Annotated in this window: 15 protein-coding genes; 6 read left to right on the plus strand and 9 right to left on the minus strand. The window is 71.3% G+C overall.

The genetic code is table 11. The features are described 5' to 3' along the window. Positions 1-82: 82 nt before the first annotated feature. A complete protein-coding gene (locus tag ACH4TL_RS19990) occupies positions 83-1,006 on the minus strand; it encodes an AEC family transporter (protein ID WP_398315846.1) in 924 nt (307 codons plus the stop codon). Between the two features lie 184 nt (positions 1,007-1,190). Further along, positions 1,191-3,506, minus strand: a complete 2,316-nt coding sequence (gene bglX, locus ACH4TL_RS19995; protein ID WP_398315848.1) for a beta-glucosidase BglX — start codon at positions 3,504-3,506, stop codon at positions 1,191-1,193. Between the two features lie 211 nt (positions 3,507-3,717). Between bglX and ACH4TL_RS20000 the strand changes: the two genes are divergently transcribed. From ACH4TL_RS20000 to ACH4TL_RS20010, 3 genes are read left to right on the plus strand one after another with little or no spacing between them, the layout of a single operon-like run. After that, the gene (locus ACH4TL_RS20000; protein WP_398315850.1) at positions 3,718-5,100 is read left to right on the plus strand and encodes an MFS transporter; all 1,383 of its coding nucleotides are present in this window, start codon (positions 3,718-3,720) and stop codon (positions 5,098-5,100) included. 52 nt (positions 5,101-5,152) lie between these two features. Next, a complete protein-coding gene (locus ACH4TL_RS20005) occupies positions 5,153-6,202 on the plus strand; it encodes an exo-alpha-sialidase (RefSeq protein WP_398315852.1) in 1,050 nt (349 codons plus the stop codon). 58 nt (positions 6,203-6,260) lie between these two features. After that, on the plus strand, positions 6,261-6,935 hold the full coding sequence (locus ACH4TL_RS20010) for a GntR family transcriptional regulator (protein WP_398315854.1): 675 nt from the start codon (positions 6,261-6,263) through the stop codon (positions 6,933-6,935). Positions 6,936-6,953: 18 nt separating this feature from the next. On the opposite strand, the gene ACH4TL_RS20015 is transcribed toward ACH4TL_RS20010, so the two are convergent. The 6 genes from ACH4TL_RS20015 to ACH4TL_RS20040 form a co-directional block, all read right to left on the minus strand. Next, positions 6,954-7,634, minus strand: a complete 681-nt coding sequence (locus ACH4TL_RS20015) for a GntR family transcriptional regulator (protein WP_398315856.1) — start codon at positions 7,632-7,634, stop codon at positions 6,954-6,956. A gap of 109 nt (positions 7,635-7,743) precedes the next feature. Next, positions 7,744-9,231, minus strand: a complete 1,488-nt coding sequence (locus tag ACH4TL_RS20020; RefSeq protein WP_398315858.1) for an aldehyde dehydrogenase — start codon at positions 9,229-9,231, stop codon at positions 7,744-7,746. Continuing rightward, complete coding sequence (locus tag ACH4TL_RS20025) at positions 9,228-10,076, minus strand: alpha/beta fold hydrolase (RefSeq protein WP_398315860.1); 849 nt, start codon at positions 10,074-10,076, stop codon at positions 9,228-9,230. The genes ACH4TL_RS20020 and ACH4TL_RS20025 overlap by 4 nt, the downstream gene beginning before the upstream one ends. Before the next feature lie 5 nt (positions 10,077-10,081). After that, positions 10,082-10,633, minus strand: a complete 552-nt coding sequence (locus tag ACH4TL_RS20030; protein WP_398315862.1) for an amino acid synthesis family protein — start codon at positions 10,631-10,633, stop codon at positions 10,082-10,084. Further along, positions 10,630-11,274 carry an amino acid synthesis family protein gene (locus ACH4TL_RS20035; RefSeq protein WP_398315864.1) on the minus strand — a complete coding sequence of 215 codons (645 nt, stop codon included), beginning with the start codon at positions 11,272-11,274 and terminating at the stop codon, positions 10,630-10,632. Before ACH4TL_RS20035 ends, ACH4TL_RS20030 begins: the two co-directional genes overlap by 4 nt. Then, the gene (locus ACH4TL_RS20040; protein WP_398315866.1) at positions 11,267-12,445 is read right to left on the minus strand and encodes an LLM class flavin-dependent oxidoreductase; all 1,179 of its coding nucleotides are present in this window, start codon (positions 12,443-12,445) and stop codon (positions 11,267-11,269) included. The genes ACH4TL_RS20035 and ACH4TL_RS20040 overlap by 8 nt, the downstream gene beginning before the upstream one ends. Positions 12,446-12,625: 180 nt before the next feature. On the opposite strand from ACH4TL_RS20040, the gene ACH4TL_RS20045 reads away from it, so the two are divergent. Beyond that, on the plus strand, positions 12,626-13,543 hold the full coding sequence (locus ACH4TL_RS20045) for a flavin reductase (RefSeq protein WP_398315868.1): 918 nt from the start codon (positions 12,626-12,628) through the stop codon (positions 13,541-13,543). Positions 13,544-13,653: 110 nt separating this feature from the next. Continuing rightward, positions 13,654-15,081: a purine-cytosine permease family protein gene (locus tag ACH4TL_RS20050; RefSeq protein ID WP_398315870.1), complete on the plus strand. Its 1,428-nt coding sequence runs from the start codon at positions 13,654-13,656 to the stop codon at positions 15,079-15,081. 78 nt (positions 15,082-15,159) lie between these two features. Here ACH4TL_RS20050 and ACH4TL_RS20055 read toward each other — a convergent pair whose 3' ends face one another. Beyond that, positions 15,160-16,194 carry a dipeptidase gene (locus ACH4TL_RS20055; RefSeq protein ID WP_398315872.1) on the minus strand — a complete coding sequence of 345 codons (1,035 nt, stop codon included), beginning with the start codon at positions 16,192-16,194 and terminating at the stop codon, positions 15,160-15,162. 306 nt (positions 16,195-16,500) lie between these two features. Here ACH4TL_RS20055 and ACH4TL_RS20060 point away from each other — a divergent pair, with 306 nt between their 5' ends. After that, positions 16,501-17,229: a YoaK family protein gene (locus ACH4TL_RS20060; protein WP_398315874.1), complete on the plus strand. Its 729-nt coding sequence runs from the start codon at positions 16,501-16,503 to the stop codon at positions 17,227-17,229. Positions 17,230-17,236: the final 7 nt, after the last annotated feature.

The following is a 17,236-nucleotide window of genomic DNA, read 5'->3' on the forward strand; positions in this document are numbered from 1 at the left end:
CGAAGCACGAATAATCGCCTGCCCGGGGCCCGAAGGGGTAAACCCAACCCGTTTCCGGGCCGGACACCGCGGGCCCGGGGCGTCAGCCGAGCAGCGCCGCCACCGTGAAGAGCACCGGCACGGCCAGCACCGTGGACAGCAGGATGGATTCGCGGGCCAGGATGGTGCTGGTGTCGTAGCGCACGGCGTACGTGAACAGGTTCTGCGCCGCGGGGAGCGCGGAGGTGACCACGGCCGCGAACAGGGCGGGGCCGCCGAGGCCGAAGACACCGGCGGCGATGGCCCAGGCCGCCACCGGCTGGCCGAAGGACTTCAGCGCCACCGACAGCAGCACCGGGCCGCGCTCCTCACCGCGCCCTGGCAGCTCACTGCCCGGCAGCGAGATCCCGAAGGCCAGCAGCACGGCGGGTACGGCCATGCTGCCCACCAGCGAGAACGGTTCCATGACGGGCCCGGGCACCCGCCACCCCGCGGCGGCCACCGCGACCCCGGACAGCGAGCCGATGACGATGGGGTTGCGGAACGGAGCGGTGATCCGGCGCAGCACCGACGGAGGCTGTTCCGAGGGGCGGCTGAGGTCGATGACGGTGAGCGCGATCGGCGTCATGACCAGCTGCTGGAACAGCAGCACCGGCGCGATGAGGGTCGCGTCTCCGAGGACGTACGTGGCGATCGGGATGCCGAGGTTGCCCGCGTTCACATAGCTCGCGCACAGCGCGCCGATCGTGGTGCGGCCCACGTCCCACTTGCGTACCGCGCCGACCGCGACGAACGCGCCCGCCACCACGAAGGTGCTCAGGGCCGTGACCAGCAGCGGTGTCGAGACGACGACGGCGAGGTCGGCGTGGGCGAGCGTGGTGAACAGCAGCGCGGGGGAGGCGACGTTGAAGGAGAGCTTGGTCAGGACCTCCCGGCCCTGCCCGCCCAGCGCTCCGCGGCTGCCGAGCACATAGCCGGTGACGATGATGCTCGCGATGACGCCGAAGCCGGTGATCACCCCGCCCACGGGACCTCCGCCCGGCCGGGGTTCCGGGGGGCCGCGAGGTGTCGCGGGACGGGGTGGCTTCTCGGGACGCTGGGCGAGGGGCAGGGCGCGGCGGTCATCGGCGGTGTCTTCCCGGGCTGGAGTTGTCAGCATGCACCCTACAAGTAACCGGGGTGTGCTGTGCAGAAGACCGGACGCCGTCCCACTATGTGATCGTCAGGGTGCGTTCACTCCTCGCAAGTGAGCTGTTTCCCGCACAGATCTGGATCTCGCCCTTCTCCACCGTGAACGTGCCGTCCCGGTCATGGGTCCAGAAGCCCAGCTCCTCGGCGCCCAGCCGGAAGCGGAGGGTGGTGGATTTCCCCTGGCCGAGGGTGACCCTGCGGAAGCCGCACAGCCGCCGCACCGGCTGCACCAGGCTGGCCACCGGGTCCCGCAGATACACCTGTACCACTTCGTCCCCCTCGCGGTCCCCGGTGTTGCGCACCGTCACCGCCACCTCCACGGTGTCGCCCTTGCGCAGCGCGTCGGCCGCGATCCGGCTGACGGACAGCTTCGGCTCGCCGATGTCGAAGGTGGTGTAGCTGAGGCCGTGGCCGAAGGCGAACTGCGGGCCGTCGGCGAGGTCGAGGTACTTGGACGTGTACTTGTTGTCCGGGTCGTAGGGGCGCCCGGTGTTCTCGTGGTTGTAGTAGATGGGGATCTGCCCGACCGAGCGGGGGAAGGACACCGGCAGCTTGCCGCCCGGGTTCACGGTGCCGAACAGCACGTCCGCGATGGCGTTCCCGCCCTCGATGCCCGGATGCCACGCCTGGAGCACCGCGGGCGCCGAGTCCAGCCAGCCGCCCATCGTCAGCGGGCGCCCGCTGACCTGGACCACGACGAACGGGGTGCCGGTGTCCGCGACCGCCGCGATCAGCCGCTCCTGCTCTCCGGGCAGGCTGATGTCGCTGCGTACGGCCGCCTCCCCGCTGAGCGCCGAGGCCTCCCCGACCACGACGACCGCCACGTCGGCCGCCCTGGCGGCCGCGGTGGCCTTCGCGATGCCCTCGGTGTCGCTGGTGTCCTTGCCTGCCGGGTCAACACCGGGGGCGTGGGTGACGCGGGCCTTCGGCGCGGCGTCCTTGACCGCGTCGAGGACGGTGACCGGCGGGAACGCGTCCGCCCAGGGGCCGGCCCAGGAGCCGCGCAGATCGGTGGAGTCGGCGAAGGGCCCGACGACGGCGATCGAGGAGACCGACGGACTCAGCGGCAGGAGCGCGCTCCTGCCCTTCCCGGCCGGGGCGTTCTTGAGCAGCACCAGGGTGCGCGCGGCCGCTTCGCGGGCCGCCGCCCGGGACGCCTTCGTGGGCTTCCCGATCGCGGCGTCCTCGTCCGCGTAGGGGTGGTCGAAGAGCCCGAGCCGGAACTTCAGCCGCAGGACGCGGGCCACCGCGTCGTCCAGCCGGGCGGTGGGGATCGCGCCGCTGCGCACCAGCCGCTTGCCGTTGTCGGCGAGGGTGGTGCTGGCCATCTCCATGTCGACCCCGGCGTTCAACGCCAGCCGTGCGGCGTCGGCGTGGTCGGCGGCGAAGCCGTGGACCGTCATTTCCTGAACGCCGTTGTAGTCGCTGACGACGACGCCGCCGAACTCCCACTCGTCCTTGAGGATGTCGGTGAGGGTGTGCCGGTTGCCGTGGGCGGGGACCCCGCTGATGGTGTTGAAGCTCGCCATGACGGTGGCCACCCCGGCGTCCACGGCCGCCAGGAACGGCCCGAGGTAGAGGTTGCGCAGCCGGGCCTCGGACACGTCCACCGTGTTGTAGTCGCGCCCGCCCTCGGCGCCGCCGTACGCCACGAAGTGCTTGGCGCACGCCGCGAGCCGGTCCTTCGACGCCAGGTTCCCGCCCTGGTAGCCGCGGGTCTTGGCGGCGGCGAATGCGGCCGTCAGATGCGGGTCCTCGCCGCAGCCCTCGGAGATCCGCCCCCAGCGCGGCTCGTGGGTGACGTCCATCATCGGGGAGAAGGCCCAGTGCACCCCGATGGAGCGGGCCTCCTTCGCCGACACCTCGGCGTCCCGTTCGGCCACCGCCGGGTCGAAGCTCGCGGCCTGGGCCAGCGGGATGGGGAAGGTGGTCCACATGCCATGGATGACATCGAGGCCGAACACCAGCGGGATGCCCAGGCGCGACTCCTCGACGGCCAGCCGCTGGAGCGCGTTGGTGTTCTTCGCGCCGTAGATGTTGAGCACCGAGCCGAGCCGTCCCTGCCGGGCCGCCTTCTCCGCCTCGGCGGTCTGACCGCCGCCGGGCCCGGTGTCGCCGGTCCAGGCCAGCTGCTGGAGCTGGCCCAGCTTCTCCTCGACCGTCATCCGCCCCAGCAGGGCCTGGACCTTGGCCTCGTACGGGGCGGGCTCCGCCGCCGCGGGCCGCTCCCCGGGGCCCGGCCGCTCCCGGGCGTGGGCCGTGCCGGTCGCCGCCTTGCCCGCGATGGCCGTGCCACCGGCCGCGGCGAGCACCGTTCGTCTGCGCACACCATTCATGTTCTTCGTCCCTTGAAGAGTCTTGAAGAGTTCTGAGGGTGTTCGACGTTTCGATCTTTAAAAAGTCGAACCGAAGGTACGGAGTCGCCTCGGGGGCGTCAAGGGTGCGCCCATTGACAGGCGTGGTGCGGGATCACATACTCACCGCCACGGTTAACCGTGAACGGTTAACTGATGTCCCGGGCAATGAGGCCCAGAGCAGGAGAACCACATGACCTCATCACGCCACGCATCCGTCCAACTCCGGCGCACCGTGCTGTCGAGCTTCATCGGTAACACCATCGAGTTCTACGACTTCCTGCTCTACGGCCTCGCCAGCGCGCTGGTGTTCGGCGATCTCTTCTTCCCCAGTCTGAGCCCGTTCGCGGGCACCCTCGCCTCGTTCGCCACCTTCGGCATCGGCTTCATCGCCCGCCCGCTCGGCGGCTTCGTCTTCGGCCACCTCGGCGACACCATCGGCCGGAAGACCACGCTGGTCACGACGTTGTGCGGGATGGGCGCCGCCACCTTCGCCGTCGGTCTTCTGCCAACGTACGACACCATCGGCATCTGGGCACCGGTGCTGCTCGTGGTGCTGCGCTTCGTCCAGGGCTTCATGGTCGGCGGCGAATGGGGCGGCGCCATGCTGATGGTCGTCGAGAACGCCCCGGCGCACCGCCGTGGCTTCTTCAGCGCCTGGCCCAACACCGGTGGCTTCTCCGGACAGCTGCTGGCCACCGGGATGTTCGCGCTGATGGGCGCCCTGCCCGACGGGCAGTTCCAGTCCTGGGGCTGGCGGGTGCCGTTCCTGTGCAGCGCGGTGCTGGTGGGCGTAGGGCTGTGGATGCGCGGGCGGCTCGGCGAGTCCGAGGTGTTCGAGCAGGTCAAGCACGAGGAGGGCAAGGCCAAGGCGCCGCTGCTCGATGTGCTGCGGCACGACTGGCGGAGCGTGCTGCTGATCATGTCGCTGCGGTTCAGCGAGAGCGTGCCGTTCTTCCTGCTGACCGTGTTCGCGGTGTCCTACGGACCCGAACACCTCGGCATCCCGAAGTCCACGCTGACCACCGCCATCATGATCGCCTCGGTGCTCGCGTTCCCCGCCCACGGCTTCTTCGGCGCGCTGTCCGACAAGGTGGGCCGACGCCCGGTGTACGTGTACGGCGGACTGGCCGCCGCCGCGCTGGCCTTCCCCGCGTTCTGGCTGCTGAAGTCCGGCTCGGCGGTGCTGATCGTGCTGGCGTACTGCCTGGTCATCAACCTCGCGCACAACGCCTGCAACGCGGTCCAACCCGCCCTGTTCACCGAGCTGTTCGGCTCCAAGGTCCGCTACAGCGGCGCCTCGGTCGGCGCCCAGCTCGGCGCGATCGTGGCCGGTGGCCTCACCCCGTTCATTGCCACCGCGCTCACCGGCGGCGGCGACAACTGGGTCCCGGTGGCCGCGTACGCGAGCGCCGTCGCCCTGGTCTCGGCGGCCGCCGCGTACTTCTTCACCCCCGAGACCTCCCGTCGCGACCTGGTCGACACCAGCTCCGCGATGGCGGCCGGGCCCGAGCCCGCGCCCGCTGCGGGCGCCAAGGCCGCCGAGGCGCCGGAGGCGGGTGCGGTGGCGCCCTGAGCGGCCGCACCACTCCCGCCGCCCTCGACGCCGCCACCCCCGGGAGCCACCCGTGACCGTCCACCGCGAGTTCGTCCTGCGTGACGACCCACGCTTCGGACACTGCCACGCCTCCACCCTGCTGACGCTGCCGGACGGCGGGATGCTGGCCGCCTGGTTCGCCGGAAGCCGGGAGGGCGCGGACGACGTGGCGATCTGGCTGGCGCGGCGGACCGGCGGCCGGTGGCAGGCGCCGGTGAAGGTGGCGGACGAGGCGGGGCTGCCGCACTGGAACCCCGTGCTGTTCGCCGCCGGCCACGGCGAGGTGCTGCTCTTCTGCAAGACCGGCCACCGCATCCCCGACTGGCGCACCCGGGTGCTGCGCTCCCGGGACGGCGGCCTCAGCTGGACCGCCCCCGCCGAACTGGTACCGGGTGGGGGCGGGGCCGGTGGCCGCGGACCGGTGAAGAACAAGCCGATCCGGCTCGCCGATTGCGGCTGGCTGGCGCCCGCATCCGTCGAGGAGCCGCAGAGCGCGGGCGGCCGCTGGGACGCGTTCACCGACCGCTCCGACGACGGCGGCGCGACCTGGCGGCGCTCCGCGCCCGTACCGCTGGACCGCCCGGCGTTCCGCGGCGCCGGGGTCATCCAGCCCGCGCTGTGGGAGAGCGCCCCGGGCGAGGTCCGGATGCTGCTGCGCAGCTCCTGCGGCCGGGTCTGCCGCAGCGCCTCCCACGACGGCGGCCGCACCTGGTCGACCGCGCGGCCGCTGGAGGTCCCGAACAACAACAGCGGGCTGGACGCCGTACGGCTCGCCGACGGCCGGGTGGTCATGGCCCACAATCCGGTGGCCGCCGAGTGGGGCGCGCGCACCCCGCTGGTGCTGTCCGTCTCCGAGGACGACGGGATCACCTGGCGCCGGGCGGTGGTGCTGGAGGACCGCCCGGTGTCCCGCCCGGGCGGCATCGTCCCGGACGAGACCGGCGTACGGACCGACGGCCGAGCTGAGTTCTCCTACCCCGCGGTCGTGCCCTGGGCGGACGGTGTCGCCGTCACCTACACCTGGCAGCGGCGCGGCATCGCCTTCGCCACCGTTTCCGAAGCGGCCCTCGGAGAGGAATAATGGGTCAACCGTTAACCGTTGACTGAAGGACGTTCCGCCCCCCAGAAGGAGCCCGTCAGTGCCCATCACCTCGCTACAGCAGCAGTCCCTCGGCGATCTGGTCGCCCATGAGCTGCGCGTCCTCATCATCTCAGGACGGCAGCGCCCCGGCACCCATCTCGTCGAAGGTGCCCTCGCCGAGCAGTACGACGTGAGCCGCGGCCCTGTCCGTGACGCGCTCCGGCAGCTGGAGGCCGAGGGGCTGGTGGAGTCCCGTCGCCGCGGGGTCTTCGTCACCGGGCTCACCGAGGACGACGTGGACGAGCTGTACACGCTGCGGGAATCCCTGGAGACCCTGGCCCTCACCCTCGCCATCGGCCGGGCCGAACCCGGCGACTGGGACCGCGCCCAGGGCTTCGTGGACCGGATGCGCGATGCCGCCGACCGCTCGGCGCCCAGCGACTTCGCCCTCGCCGACCTGGAGTTCCACTCCCAGTTCTATGTGCTCTCCGGGCACCGGCGGCTGGTCGCGGTCTGGGAGCAGTACCGCCCCACCTTCGGCGTCGTCCTCGACGTCACCAACGCCCAGGATGTCGATCTGCACCCCTCGGCCGAGGCCCATGTCGATCTGCTGAAGACCGTGCGCGGCGGCGACACCGAGACCGCCGTCACCACCCTGCGGGAACATCTCCTCGGCGCCAAGAACCGGCTCCGCTCGGCGCTGCGCGCCGCCCGCGCCACCGCCGGGAGCTGACCGCCCTGCGGCGCGCGCTCAGTGCCCGCGCTCGTCCATGCCCTTCATCAGGGCCTGGTGGCTGGCGCGCACATGCTCGCGCATCACCCGCTCTGCGCCGTCGCCGTCCTTGGCCTGGATCAGGCTGAGGACGCGATGATGCTCGGAGTCCGACTCGATGAGCCGCCCGGGCCGGGACAGCGAGGTGCGCACCAGCCGCGCGTAGGCGAGCTGGTTCATCAGGGTGCGGTAGTGCCCCTCCAGCTTGCTGTTGTCGGCGCCCTTGACGATCAGATCGTGGAACTCGTGGACCAGTGCCGCGTACCGTTCGGCGTCGCCGTCTTGGACGGCCTGGTCGGCGGCCCGCATGCTGGCCTCCAGCTGCTCCACCTCGGGCACGTTCCCACGGAAGGCGAGCAGCCGGGCGGCGGCGCCCTCGAACAGCTCCTTCATCTGGAACAGCTCGGTCAGCTCACGGCGTGAGGGTACGGCGACGAACGTGCCGACCCGGGGCCGCACCTCGACCAGTCCCTCTATCTGGAGCTGCTTGAGGGCCTCGCGGATGGGCGTCCGGCTGACCCCGAAGGTCTCGGACAGCGCCATCTCGGACAGGCTGGAGCGGGGCGGCAGTTCGCCACTGATGATCATCTGCCGCAGCTCTTCGGCGACCCTGGCCTGCATGCTGGTCTGCTGAAGCCGCTTCCCTGTGGGTTGTTGCATGGCACGGAACCGTATGCGGGGCGCTCTCTCCCCGTCAACCGCAGACATGCTGGTGTGGTCTGCCATACAAGAGCGCTCCCGCCTCGATGTGTCCCATGACCTCATGCCGTCATGACCGGAGGATGAACGGATCCCCCGCAGGTTCCTCGCTGGTGTTGATCCACACGCTCTTCAGCCGGGTGTACTCCCGGATGACCTCCGTGCCGTGCTCGGTGCCCATGCCGCTGTTCTTGAAGCCCGCCCGGGGCGACATCGGGGACATCGAACGATAGGTGTTGGCCCACACTGTGCCCGCCTCCAGCCGGGAGGCCATGCGGTGCACCCGGTTCACGTCCCGGGTCCACAGGCCCGCCGCGAGACCGTACGCCGAGTTGTTGGCGATCGAAAGGGCCTCCTCCTCGGAGTCGAAGGCCATGACGGTGGCCACCGGACCGAAGATCTCCTCCTGGCAGATCCGCAGGGTGTTGTCGACGCCGGTGAAGACGGTGGGGGAGTAGAAGTATCCGTTCAGCCCGGTGTCCGGACGGGACCCGCCGCAGACCACCTTGCCGCCCTCGGAGCGGCCCAGTTCGACGTAACCCTCGACCTTCTCCAGCTGGTCGGCGATGGCCAGCGGGCCCAGCTCGGTGGCGTCGTCGAGGGGGTCGCCGATGGCGATGGTGGCGGCCCGCGCCGCCACCCGCTCCAGGATCTGGTCGTACACCTCGCGGTGCACCAGCACCCGGCTGCCCGCCACACAGGTCTGGCCCGCGGCGGCGAACACCCCGGCGATCACGCCCATGGCGGCCGAGCCCAGATCGGCGTCCGGGAAGATGATGTTGGGCGACTTGCCGCCCAGCTCCAGGGTGCAGCGGATCAGCCGGTCGGCGCAGGTACGGGCGATCCGGCGGCCGGTGTCGGTGGAGCCGGTGAAGCTCACCTTGGCCACGTCCCGGTGCTCGGTCAGCGGGCCGCCGGCGGTGGCACCGAACCCGGTGACCACGTTGACCACGCCCGGCGGGAAGCCCGCCTTCTCGAAGAGCGGGGCGAGGGCCAGCAGCGAGGCCGAGGTGTGCTCCGACGGCTTGATGACCATCGTGTTGCCCGCGGCCAGCGCCGGGGCGAGCTTGGTGGCGGTGAGCAGCAGCGGGGAGTTCCACGGGGTGATGGCGCCCACCACGCCCACCGGTTCGCGCAGGGTGTAGTTGAGCAGTTCGCGGCTGGCGCCCGGGATGACGTCGCCCTGGATCTTGTCGGCGAGCCCCGCGTAGTAATAGAAGTACTCGGGCAGTCCCGCGAGTTGGGCCCGCATCTCGCGCAGCAGCTTGCCGTTGTCCAGGGACTCGGTGCGGGCCAGCTCCTCGGCGTGCTCACCGATCAGATCGCCGAGATCGCGCAGCAGCCGGCCGCGCCGGGTCTGGCTCAGATCGCGCCAGCGCGGATCCTCGAACGCGGCGCGGGCGGCGCCCACCGCGCGTTCCACATCGGCGGCGGTGCCGTCCGCCGCCTCGTACCAGGGCTCGGCGGTGGCCGGGTTGACGCTGGCGAAGTAGCCGCCGTCGGCGGGGGCGGTCCACTCGCCCGCGATGTAGTGGTCATGGCGCGGCAGGCTGTTCATGAGCTGTGGCACTCCTGATGTCCGGTGTGGGTGAGGATCGCTTCGGACAGTTGCTCCGGGCACTCCAGCGGCAGCAGATGACGGGCCCCGGGCACGATCACCGCCCGGCCGCCGGGGATCCGCTGCGCGAGCCGGCGCGACATGGCCGGGGTCGAGCCGGGGTCGTCCTCCCCGGTCACCGCGAGGGTGGGCGCGGTGATCCGGGGCAGCAGCGGCCACAGTCCGGCGTCGGCGGTCGCGAAGACGTCGTAACAGGCGAGGTACGAGACGGGGTCGTTGGCCAGCAGCGTGTCCAGTACCCGCCGTGCCAGCAGGGGCTCCTGCGCCCGCCAGCCGGGCGAGAACCAGCGGTCGACCGCTGCCCACGCGGACGCCCCGAAGTCCCGGGCCGCCACCTCCCGGCGCCGCGCCACCGCCGCGCGCTCGTCCTCCGACCGCCCCGCCACCGAGCTGACCAGCGTCAGCGAGGCGGTGAGGTCCGGCCGGTCCAGGCCGAGTTGCTGGGCGACCAGGGCGCCGAGCGAGAAGCCGACGAGGTGCGCGGGCCCGTCCAGCAGGGCCGCGACATCCGCGGCCAGCTCGGCGAGCGACACCCCGGAGGCGGCGGCCGGGGAGGCGCCGTGGCCGCGCAGATCGACCAGCGTCACCCGGTGCCGGGCCGTGAGCGCGGGCAGACACCGCTCCCACATCGTCCGGTCGAGACCGACCCCGTGCAGCAGGACGAGGCCGGGCCCGGCGCCGTGCGTCTCGTGCCCCAGCGCCACCGCCGGGGTGGTGGAGCGCGCCCCGGACGGACGGGCGGATCCGCCCGTCCGGGGCGCGTGCGTACCGCTGCCCGTGCCCATCCCGCTCACTGCTCCGTGGCGAGCGGGGCCAGCCGCGCCTGGGGGCGGCCCTGGGCTGCGGCCGCGAGGCCGACGACGATCTCGTCGGCGCGCGGCCCGTCCGCCACCCGCACCTCGATGCTCTGGTGGTGCGAGCGGATCGTGGCATCGGTGATGTGCTTGAGCGGGATGTCGAAGACCGCGCCCGCTGCCGCGCGCTTCTCCACGGCGGGCAGCAGGGTCGTCGCCTTCGCCGCCTTGCGGAAGTGGTCGCCGAACTTGAGCGTGTGGATCAGCCCGGAGCCGTGCTCGATCTCGCCGTCCAGGCCCACGATGGCGGCCTTGCCGTACGCCTCGACCGGCGCGCCCAGCGCCTCGACCACCCGCGGCGCCAGCAGCTCGCCGAGCTTCGGCGCCACCTCGTCGATGCCCGGCAGCAGATCCGTCACATAGCCCTGTCCGGCCCAGGGGTTCTCGATGATGGCGAGCACCACCGCGGTCCGGGCGGGCGGGTCCACCGGACGGCCGCCCTCGCTGTGGATGTCCTCGGTGTAGGTGATGATCTTGCGGACGTTCACTGCACGGTCTCCATGGTGTTCGGGTCTGCCCGGTTCTCGCTGTCTTCCGGGTTTTCCAGGTCGGCGAGGCGGATGACGGGATCGGTGGCCCGGTCCCCGATCCGCGCGTTGGGACGGGGTCCCGAGGCACCGGCCGCGATGACGACGACCTCATCGGGCCGGGGCGCGTCGGGGATGCGGATCTGGCACGTCTGGTAGTGCGAGCGGGTCGCGGCCGCCGTCTTGTGCCACAGCGGCACGGTCAGCGGCTCACCCGCCGGAAGCCGGTCGTCGCTGAACACGATGATCGAGGTGCCCTCGGTCAGCTCCCGCAGGACGTTGCCGAAGAACGGGGTGTGGATCAGCGCCCCGCCGTGTTCGATCTCGCCGTTGAGGCCGACGATGGCGGCCTTGCCGAACGACTCGACGCGCTCCACGCCGCCCAGCGCCTCGCTCACCCGGTCGGTGAGCAGCCGTGCGAGACCCGGGGCGATCCGCTCGACCTCGGGCTGGAGGTCGGCGACCAGGCCCTGGCCCGCCCACGGGTTACGGATCACCGCGGCGGCCGCGACCCGGCGCACCGGCACGGCCACCGGCCGCCCCAGCTCCAGCAGCACCTCGTCGGTGACGCTGACGACCTTGCGCAGGCCCAGGTCACTCATGGCCGCCGCCACCGGTGAACCGCGGCATGACCTTCTCCGCGAACAGCTCCAGGCTGCGCATCGCCTTGCGGTGCTCCAGACCCGGGTGGGTGGTCCACAGCAGCAGATGCTCCAGGCCCACCTCGTCCCGCAGCTCGGCGATCTTCTCCGAGACGTACTCGGGCGTGCCGACCAGCAGATTGCGCTCCGCCAGGAAGTCGAAGGACAGCTCGTGGGCGTCGGTCAGCTCCTCGCCCGCCTCCATCAGGTTGCCCAGGCCCCGGAAGTGCATGATCCACTGGTAGGTGGTCATCAGCGCCTCCTCGAAGTCGGCCCGCGCCTGCTCCATGGTGTCGGCCACGTACACGTCCCGTACCAGGCCGATGCCCTCGCCGAGCGCGTACTCGCGGCCCGATGCCTGGCTCGCGGTGTCGCGGTACAGGTCGAAGCGCTCCTTGAGCGCCGAGACCGGCGGCAGCCAGAACATGCCCTGGACCCCGTCGGCCGCGGCGGCCTTGATCGACCGCGGGCTGTCGATGACCTGCCACAGCGGCGGATGCGGCCGCTGCAACGGATACGGGGTGACCTGCATCTTGGTGATGACCCCGTCCTCCATGTAGTCCGGGGTGGCGGGGGAGAGGGGGTGGTTCCACTTCACCCCGGGGGCGGGGAACTCGTAGAACCGGCCGTGGTGCGAGAAGAACTCGCCGCTCCACGCCTTGCGCAGGATCTCCACCGTCTCGTCGTACAGCGCGCGGTTCTGCTCCTGGTCGCGCGGATCGGCGAGCGCGTTGAGATTGAGCGCCTCGCGCCCGTACAGCCCGCGGCCCAGGCCCACCTCGACCCGGCCGCCGGAGAGCTGGTCGAGCATCGCGATGTCCTCGGCCAGCCGCAGCGGATGCCAGAAGGTGGCGATGTTCGCCGCCTGGCCGATCCTGATGTTCTCGGTGCGGGCGGCGATGTCGGCGCCCATCAGAACCGGGTTCGGGGTGATCTCGATCGCCTCGTGCCCGAAGTGGTGCTCGGTGTACCAGGTGGACCAGAAGCCCGCGTGGTCTGCGGCGACCGCGAACTCCCGGGCCTCGTCCATGACTTCGGCGTAGGAGCCGAGTCGGCCCGGTGCCCCGAGGTTGTGGAATATCGAGAAGCGCATGCAGCGTCCGTCCTGTTCTTTCGGGTCACGCTGTGCCATGGCAGGGAGGCTAGGAGTCCGGTTGAGGCCCGTCAAGGGTTAACGTCCAGGCAACAAGTTTGACCTGTGTATTTCGTGCGAGACCGGTTCTTTCCCGGCTCATTTGCCCCAGGGTGTTGACAGAGGCTGATGGCGTTCTTAGCGTCCTCTGCCATACAAGAGCTGAATGAGGGATCTGTCATGACGCACACTCTTGACCGCACCGCCCGCATCCGCTCCGCCTGGCAGGCAGCCTGGGATCAGGGCCAGGTGGAGGCGCTCGACGAACTGCTCAGCCCCGGCTACGTACGGCGTCGCGGCCCCGCCGCGGCACCCCAGGGCCGGGAGCAGTTCAAGGACTCCGTACGCGCCATCCGCGAGGCGTTCCCCGATCTGCACACCGAGATCGAGGAGATCGTGGAGGACGGCGAGGAGCTGGCGATCCGCTGGCGCAGCACCGGCAGCCACACCGGAGACTTCCTGGGTGTGCCGCCCACCGGCCGCCCGGTCGAGGTCTCCGGCGCCACCTTCACCCACTTCGACGGCGGTGTGATCGCCGAGGAATGGGTGACCTGGGACCCCCGCCAGCTGCTGGAGGCGCTGGGGATCATCACCACCACCAAGGAAGCCGCCGTCGATGCCGATGTGGTGCGCGGGGTGCACCGCAAGTTCATCACCGGTGTGACCGTGGTGACCACCGACGACGCCGGTACGCCCAGGGGCCTGGCCGTCAACGCCTTCTCCAGCATCTCGCTGGATCCGCCCATGGTGCTGGTGTGCGTGCAGCACAGCTCCACCACCCACCCGGCGCTGCACCGGGCCACCCACCTGGGCATCAACATCCTGGCCGCGGGCCAGCTCGATGTCGCCAAGGTCTTCGCGTCCAAGTCGGACGACAAGTTCGCCGATCTGTCCTGGACCGCCGGTGCCTTCGGCGCACCGCTGATCGACGGGTCCTGTGCCCAGCTGGAGGTGGAGATCGGCGAGCGGCTGGAAGCGGGCAGCCACACCGTCTTCACCGGCCGGGTCGTCTCTGCCCGTCACGAGGAGCTGGCGCCTCTGGTCTACAGTGGCGGTGGGTTTTTCGATATCTCGAACACAGCGCCTTTGCCGTGGTGAGACGCCCCCGGCCGCGCCTGGACCCTCCCTTTCCCCCGCACACCGCCACCCCCTCACGCCCAGATGCCCCCTGACGCCCAGATCTCCTCCCTGTCCCCAGGAGCACGCCCATGACCCACAACGATGTGGCGCCGGTCTACGGCAGCGCGGTCACCAAAGTCGAACCCTTCGGGGTCGATCACATCCCCGACAACGAGCGGCACGGCAAACCCAGCTCACAGTTCTTCGTCTGGTTCGCCGCCGGTCTCAACTTTCCCATCATCCTGCTCGGATTCAGCGCGATCAGCCTGGGCCTCAGCTTCGCCGGAGCGGTCGCCGCGATCGTCGTGGGGGCCGGGGTCGGCTCGGTGCTGATGGCCGTGATGTCCAAGATGGGCGTACGCCTCGGGGTGCCCCAGCAGATCCAGGCGCGCGGGCCGCTGGGCTTCTTCGGCAACTTCCTGCCGGTGGCGTACATCAACGTGTTCGCCGGGGTCGGCTGGGCCTCGGTCACCGTGATCCTCGGTGGCAAGGCGATCTCGGAGCTGACCCATCTGCCGTACTGGCTCTGCGGGTTGCTGCTCACCGCGATCGAACTGGTCGTGTCCATCTTCGGCTACAACATGATTAATTTCCTTCAGCGGGTGCTCACTTATGTGCTGACACCGCTGTTCGCGATGATCACGGTCGTGGCCCTGGTGCGGGGCGCGGGCACCTTCGAGGCCAACCCGAAGGCGTCCGGCTACATCGGTGACACCGGCGGCTGGATCACCTTCTGCGGCTGGTTCCTCTCCTTCCTGGTCGCCTGGGCGCCGTTCGCCTCCGACTACTCGCGCTATCTGCCGGACACCCCGAAGGTGGTGAGCCGCACCGCCTGGTACACCGGGTTCGGGAACTTCGTCACCATCTGCTGGCTCGGCATCCTGGGCGTCCTGGTCGGCTCGAACGCCAACAGCACCGACTCCATCACCGCCCTCCACGAACTGGCCGGGCCGTTCGCCATACCCGCGCTCATCGCGGTCGGCCTCTCGGCGCTCGCCCAGAACTTCCTCAACGTCTACGGCGGCGCGATCTCCGTCCAGACCCTGAAGGTGCCCGTCTCCCGGACTCAGGCGGTCACCGTCATCTGTCTGCTGGCGTATGTGATCAGCCTGTGGGGCGAGTCGGGGATCGAGGAGAAGTTCAACGTCTTCCTCAACCTCACCGCGTACTTCATCGCGCCCTTCGCCGTCGTGCTGCTCCTGGACTACTGGCTGGGCGGCCGCTCGGACCCGGCACGGATCGCCGAACTGTACGACCGCGGGCGGATGCTCTCCTGGGGCTTCGTCGCCTGGGCGGGCGGCGTGGTGGCGTCCGTCCCCTTCTGGGAGTCCAAGCTGTACACCGGGGCGTTCGCCTCGGCGTACCCGGGCGCCGGTGACCTGAGCATGTACGTCGCCGCCGGCGCTGCCGCGGTGCTGTACCTGCTGACGTACCGGCTGAAGCCGCTGTGGGTGCGCGCCGGTGCGGACACCCCGGCCGGGCCGCCCGCGGAACCCGCGGCGGCGGCCAGGCACTGACCGGTTCCCTTCGGCGGCGGGCGGCATCGCGACGGCGGTGCCGCCCGCCGCGCCGTATCTGCCTGCGTGGTCTTCGGCCTATGCGGGGCGGCCCAGCTCCTTGCGGAACAGGTCCAGCACATTGCCGCCGAGGATCTGGTGCACGGCGGCCTCGGAGAAGCCCCGGTCGATCAGCGCATCGGTGACCAGGGGGAGGCCGCGGGGCCCTTCGAGGCCGGGGACGAGCAGCTCCGCGTACTCCAGGCCCTCGCAGCACGGCGGGTTGACGTCCGCGCTGACCTCCTTGATGAAGTCCGGCCCCAGACCCACCCGGTCCGGCCCGGCCACCTCCGCGACATGGGCGATGTGGTCGGCCAGCCGGTCCACCGTGCGCTCGGCCGGATCGGTGGCCAGGAACTCGCCGAGGAAGTTCACGCACACCATGCCACCGGTGGCCACGATGCCGCGGATCTGCTCGTCGGTGAGATTGCGGTGGTGGTCCAGCAGCGCACGCGCCGACGAGTGGGTGGCCATCACCGGGCGGGTGGCCAGTTCCAGCACATGGGCGACGCCCGAGGCGCTGAGGTGCGAGACGTCGAAGAGGATGCCCAGGCGCTCCATCTCCCGCAGCGCCTCGACCCCGGCCGCCGTCAGCCGGCTGCCGGTGGCGTCCTCACCGCTGCCGTCGGCCAGCGCGGTGCGCCCCCAGTGGGCGATGGACGCGACCCGCACCCCGAGGCGGTGGACGGTCGGGATCAGCTCCACGTCGGCGTCGATGCCGGGGGCGCTCTCCAACGCCAGCACCAGCGCGATCCTGCCCTCCGCCAGCGCGGCGTCGATGTCGGACCCGTCCAGGCACAGCCGGACCTCGTCCGGATTGCCCTCGGCCAGGGTGTGGGCGCACTCGATCATGCGCAGCGTCTCCCGCAGCGCGCCCTCGGGCCGGAACTGGTCATCGATGAAGACCGGCAGCACCTGGAGGTCCACGCCGCCGTCGCGCAGCTGGGGCAGCCACTGCTCCCGGAAGAAGGCCGCCCAGCGCCGCGGCGGGCGGGCGGCGACGGCGATCAGCAGATCGTTGTGGGCGTCGGCGACGACCGCGCGGTGATGGAGTTCGCGGGACACGTGCGGCATTCCTCCATGTTCCAGGGGGCGTTACGGGGTGGCGCACCCCGAACCTAACGGGGCCGTGGCGGTACGGGAAGCGGATTGCAGCCGGAGTTCCGGCCGCCTGTTTCCCCCGCCCCGGGCGGGGGACCCGCGAGTGAGCCGAAGGGGCGCGCCGCTGTCGGAAGGGAGAGCGCGCGGAGGCCCTGAGGAACGAAGGGCCGAGCACGGTCGACCGTCGACCGGGGGCACCTCCCAGCGGTAGCTGGGGGAGGGCTTCTGCGCCCCGGAGGCGAACCGAGCATCATATGGCGGCGCGTCCGGAGGTGGCCGATGGCGGACGGCGACGAGACCGCGGCCCCGGCGGGCGGACGCCGCGCGGGCCGGGCGCGCGGCGCCCGTGACGGCGGCCTGGTGGCGGCCGCCGTCGCGCTCACCGTGGCCACCGGCGCCATGGACGCGATCAGCTACCTCGCCCTCGGCGGCGTCTTCACCAGCGTCATGACGGCCAACCTCTCGCTCCTCGGCATCTCGGCGGGCGCCCAGGACGCCGACCGGGCCCGGGACGCCGCCGTGGCAGTGGCCGGTTTCATCGCGGGCGCCCTGCTCAGCGCCCGTATCGTCCGGGGCGAACGGCCCGTACGGCGGATCCGCTCGGCCCTCGGCGTGGAAGTGCTCGCGCTCGGCGGGCTGTGGGCGGTGTGGGCCACGGCGGGCGGCCATCCGGGCGAGGGTGTACGGCTGGGACTGCTCGCGGTGGCCTCGCTCGCCATGGGCGGCCAGAGCGGTCTGGTGCGCGCCGTCGGACCGCCCGGGATGTCCACCACCTACCTCACCGGCACCCTGACCGGGCTGCTGGTCGACGTGGCCCGCGACGGCCGGGTGCACTGGGTCAGCGCCGCGCTGCTCGTCTCCCTCGTGGTGGGAGCGGCGCTCGGCGGGCTGCTGGTCACGCACGCGACCCCGGCCGCGCCCGCCCTGCCCACGGTGCTGGTCGCGCTCGTCCTGCTGGTGTCCTTCGCTCCTCAAGTGGGGTGCGTCCTGCGGCCCACCGCACCCTGAAAGCATC

The organism is Streptomyces sp. NPDC021115 (genome assembly GCF_044333065.1).
GTDB lineage: Bacteria > Actinomycetota > Actinomycetes > Streptomycetales > Streptomycetaceae > Streptomyces.

What these genes read in the sequence shown, in the direction of transcription:
- bglX (WP_398315848.1), bottom strand. Translation starts at nt 3,506, where the DNA reads ATGAATGGTGTGCGCAGACGAACGGTGCTCGCCGCGGCCGGTGGCACG.
- ACH4TL_RS20000 (WP_398315850.1), top strand. Translation starts at nt 3,718, where the DNA reads ATGACCTCATCACGCCACGCATCCGTCCAACTCCGGCGCACCGTGCTG.
- ACH4TL_RS20015 (WP_398315856.1), bottom strand. Translation starts at nt 7,634, where the DNA reads ATGCAACAACCCACAGGGAAGCGGCTTCAGCAGACCAGCATGCAGGCC.
- ACH4TL_RS20020 (WP_398315858.1), bottom strand. Translation starts at nt 9,231, where the DNA reads ATGAACAGCCTGCCGCGCCATGACCACTACATCGCGGGCGAGTGGACC.
- ACH4TL_RS20025 (WP_398315860.1), bottom strand. Translation starts at nt 10,076, where the DNA reads ATGGGCACGGGCAGCGGTACGCACGCGCCCCGGACGGGCGGATCCGCC.
- ACH4TL_RS20035 (WP_398315864.1), bottom strand. Translation starts at nt 11,274, where the DNA reads ATGAGTGACCTGGGCCTGCGCAAGGTCGTCAGCGTCACCGACGAGGTG.
- ACH4TL_RS20040 (WP_398315866.1), bottom strand. Translation starts at nt 12,445, where the DNA reads ATGGCACAGCGTGACCCGAAAGAACAGGACGGACGCTGCATGCGCTTC.
- ACH4TL_RS20045 (WP_398315868.1), top strand. Translation starts at nt 12,626, where the DNA reads ATGACGCACACTCTTGACCGCACCGCCCGCATCCGCTCCGCCTGGCAG.
- ACH4TL_RS20050 (WP_398315870.1), top strand. Translation starts at nt 13,654, where the DNA reads ATGACCCACAACGATGTGGCGCCGGTCTACGGCAGCGCGGTCACCAAA.
- ACH4TL_RS20055 (WP_398315872.1), bottom strand. Translation starts at nt 16,194, where the DNA reads ATGCCGCACGTGTCCCGCGAACTCCATCACCGCGCGGTCGTCGCCGAC.
- ACH4TL_RS20060 (WP_398315874.1), top strand. Translation starts at nt 16,501, where the DNA reads ATGGCGGACGGCGACGAGACCGCGGCCCCGGCGGGCGGACGCCGCGCG.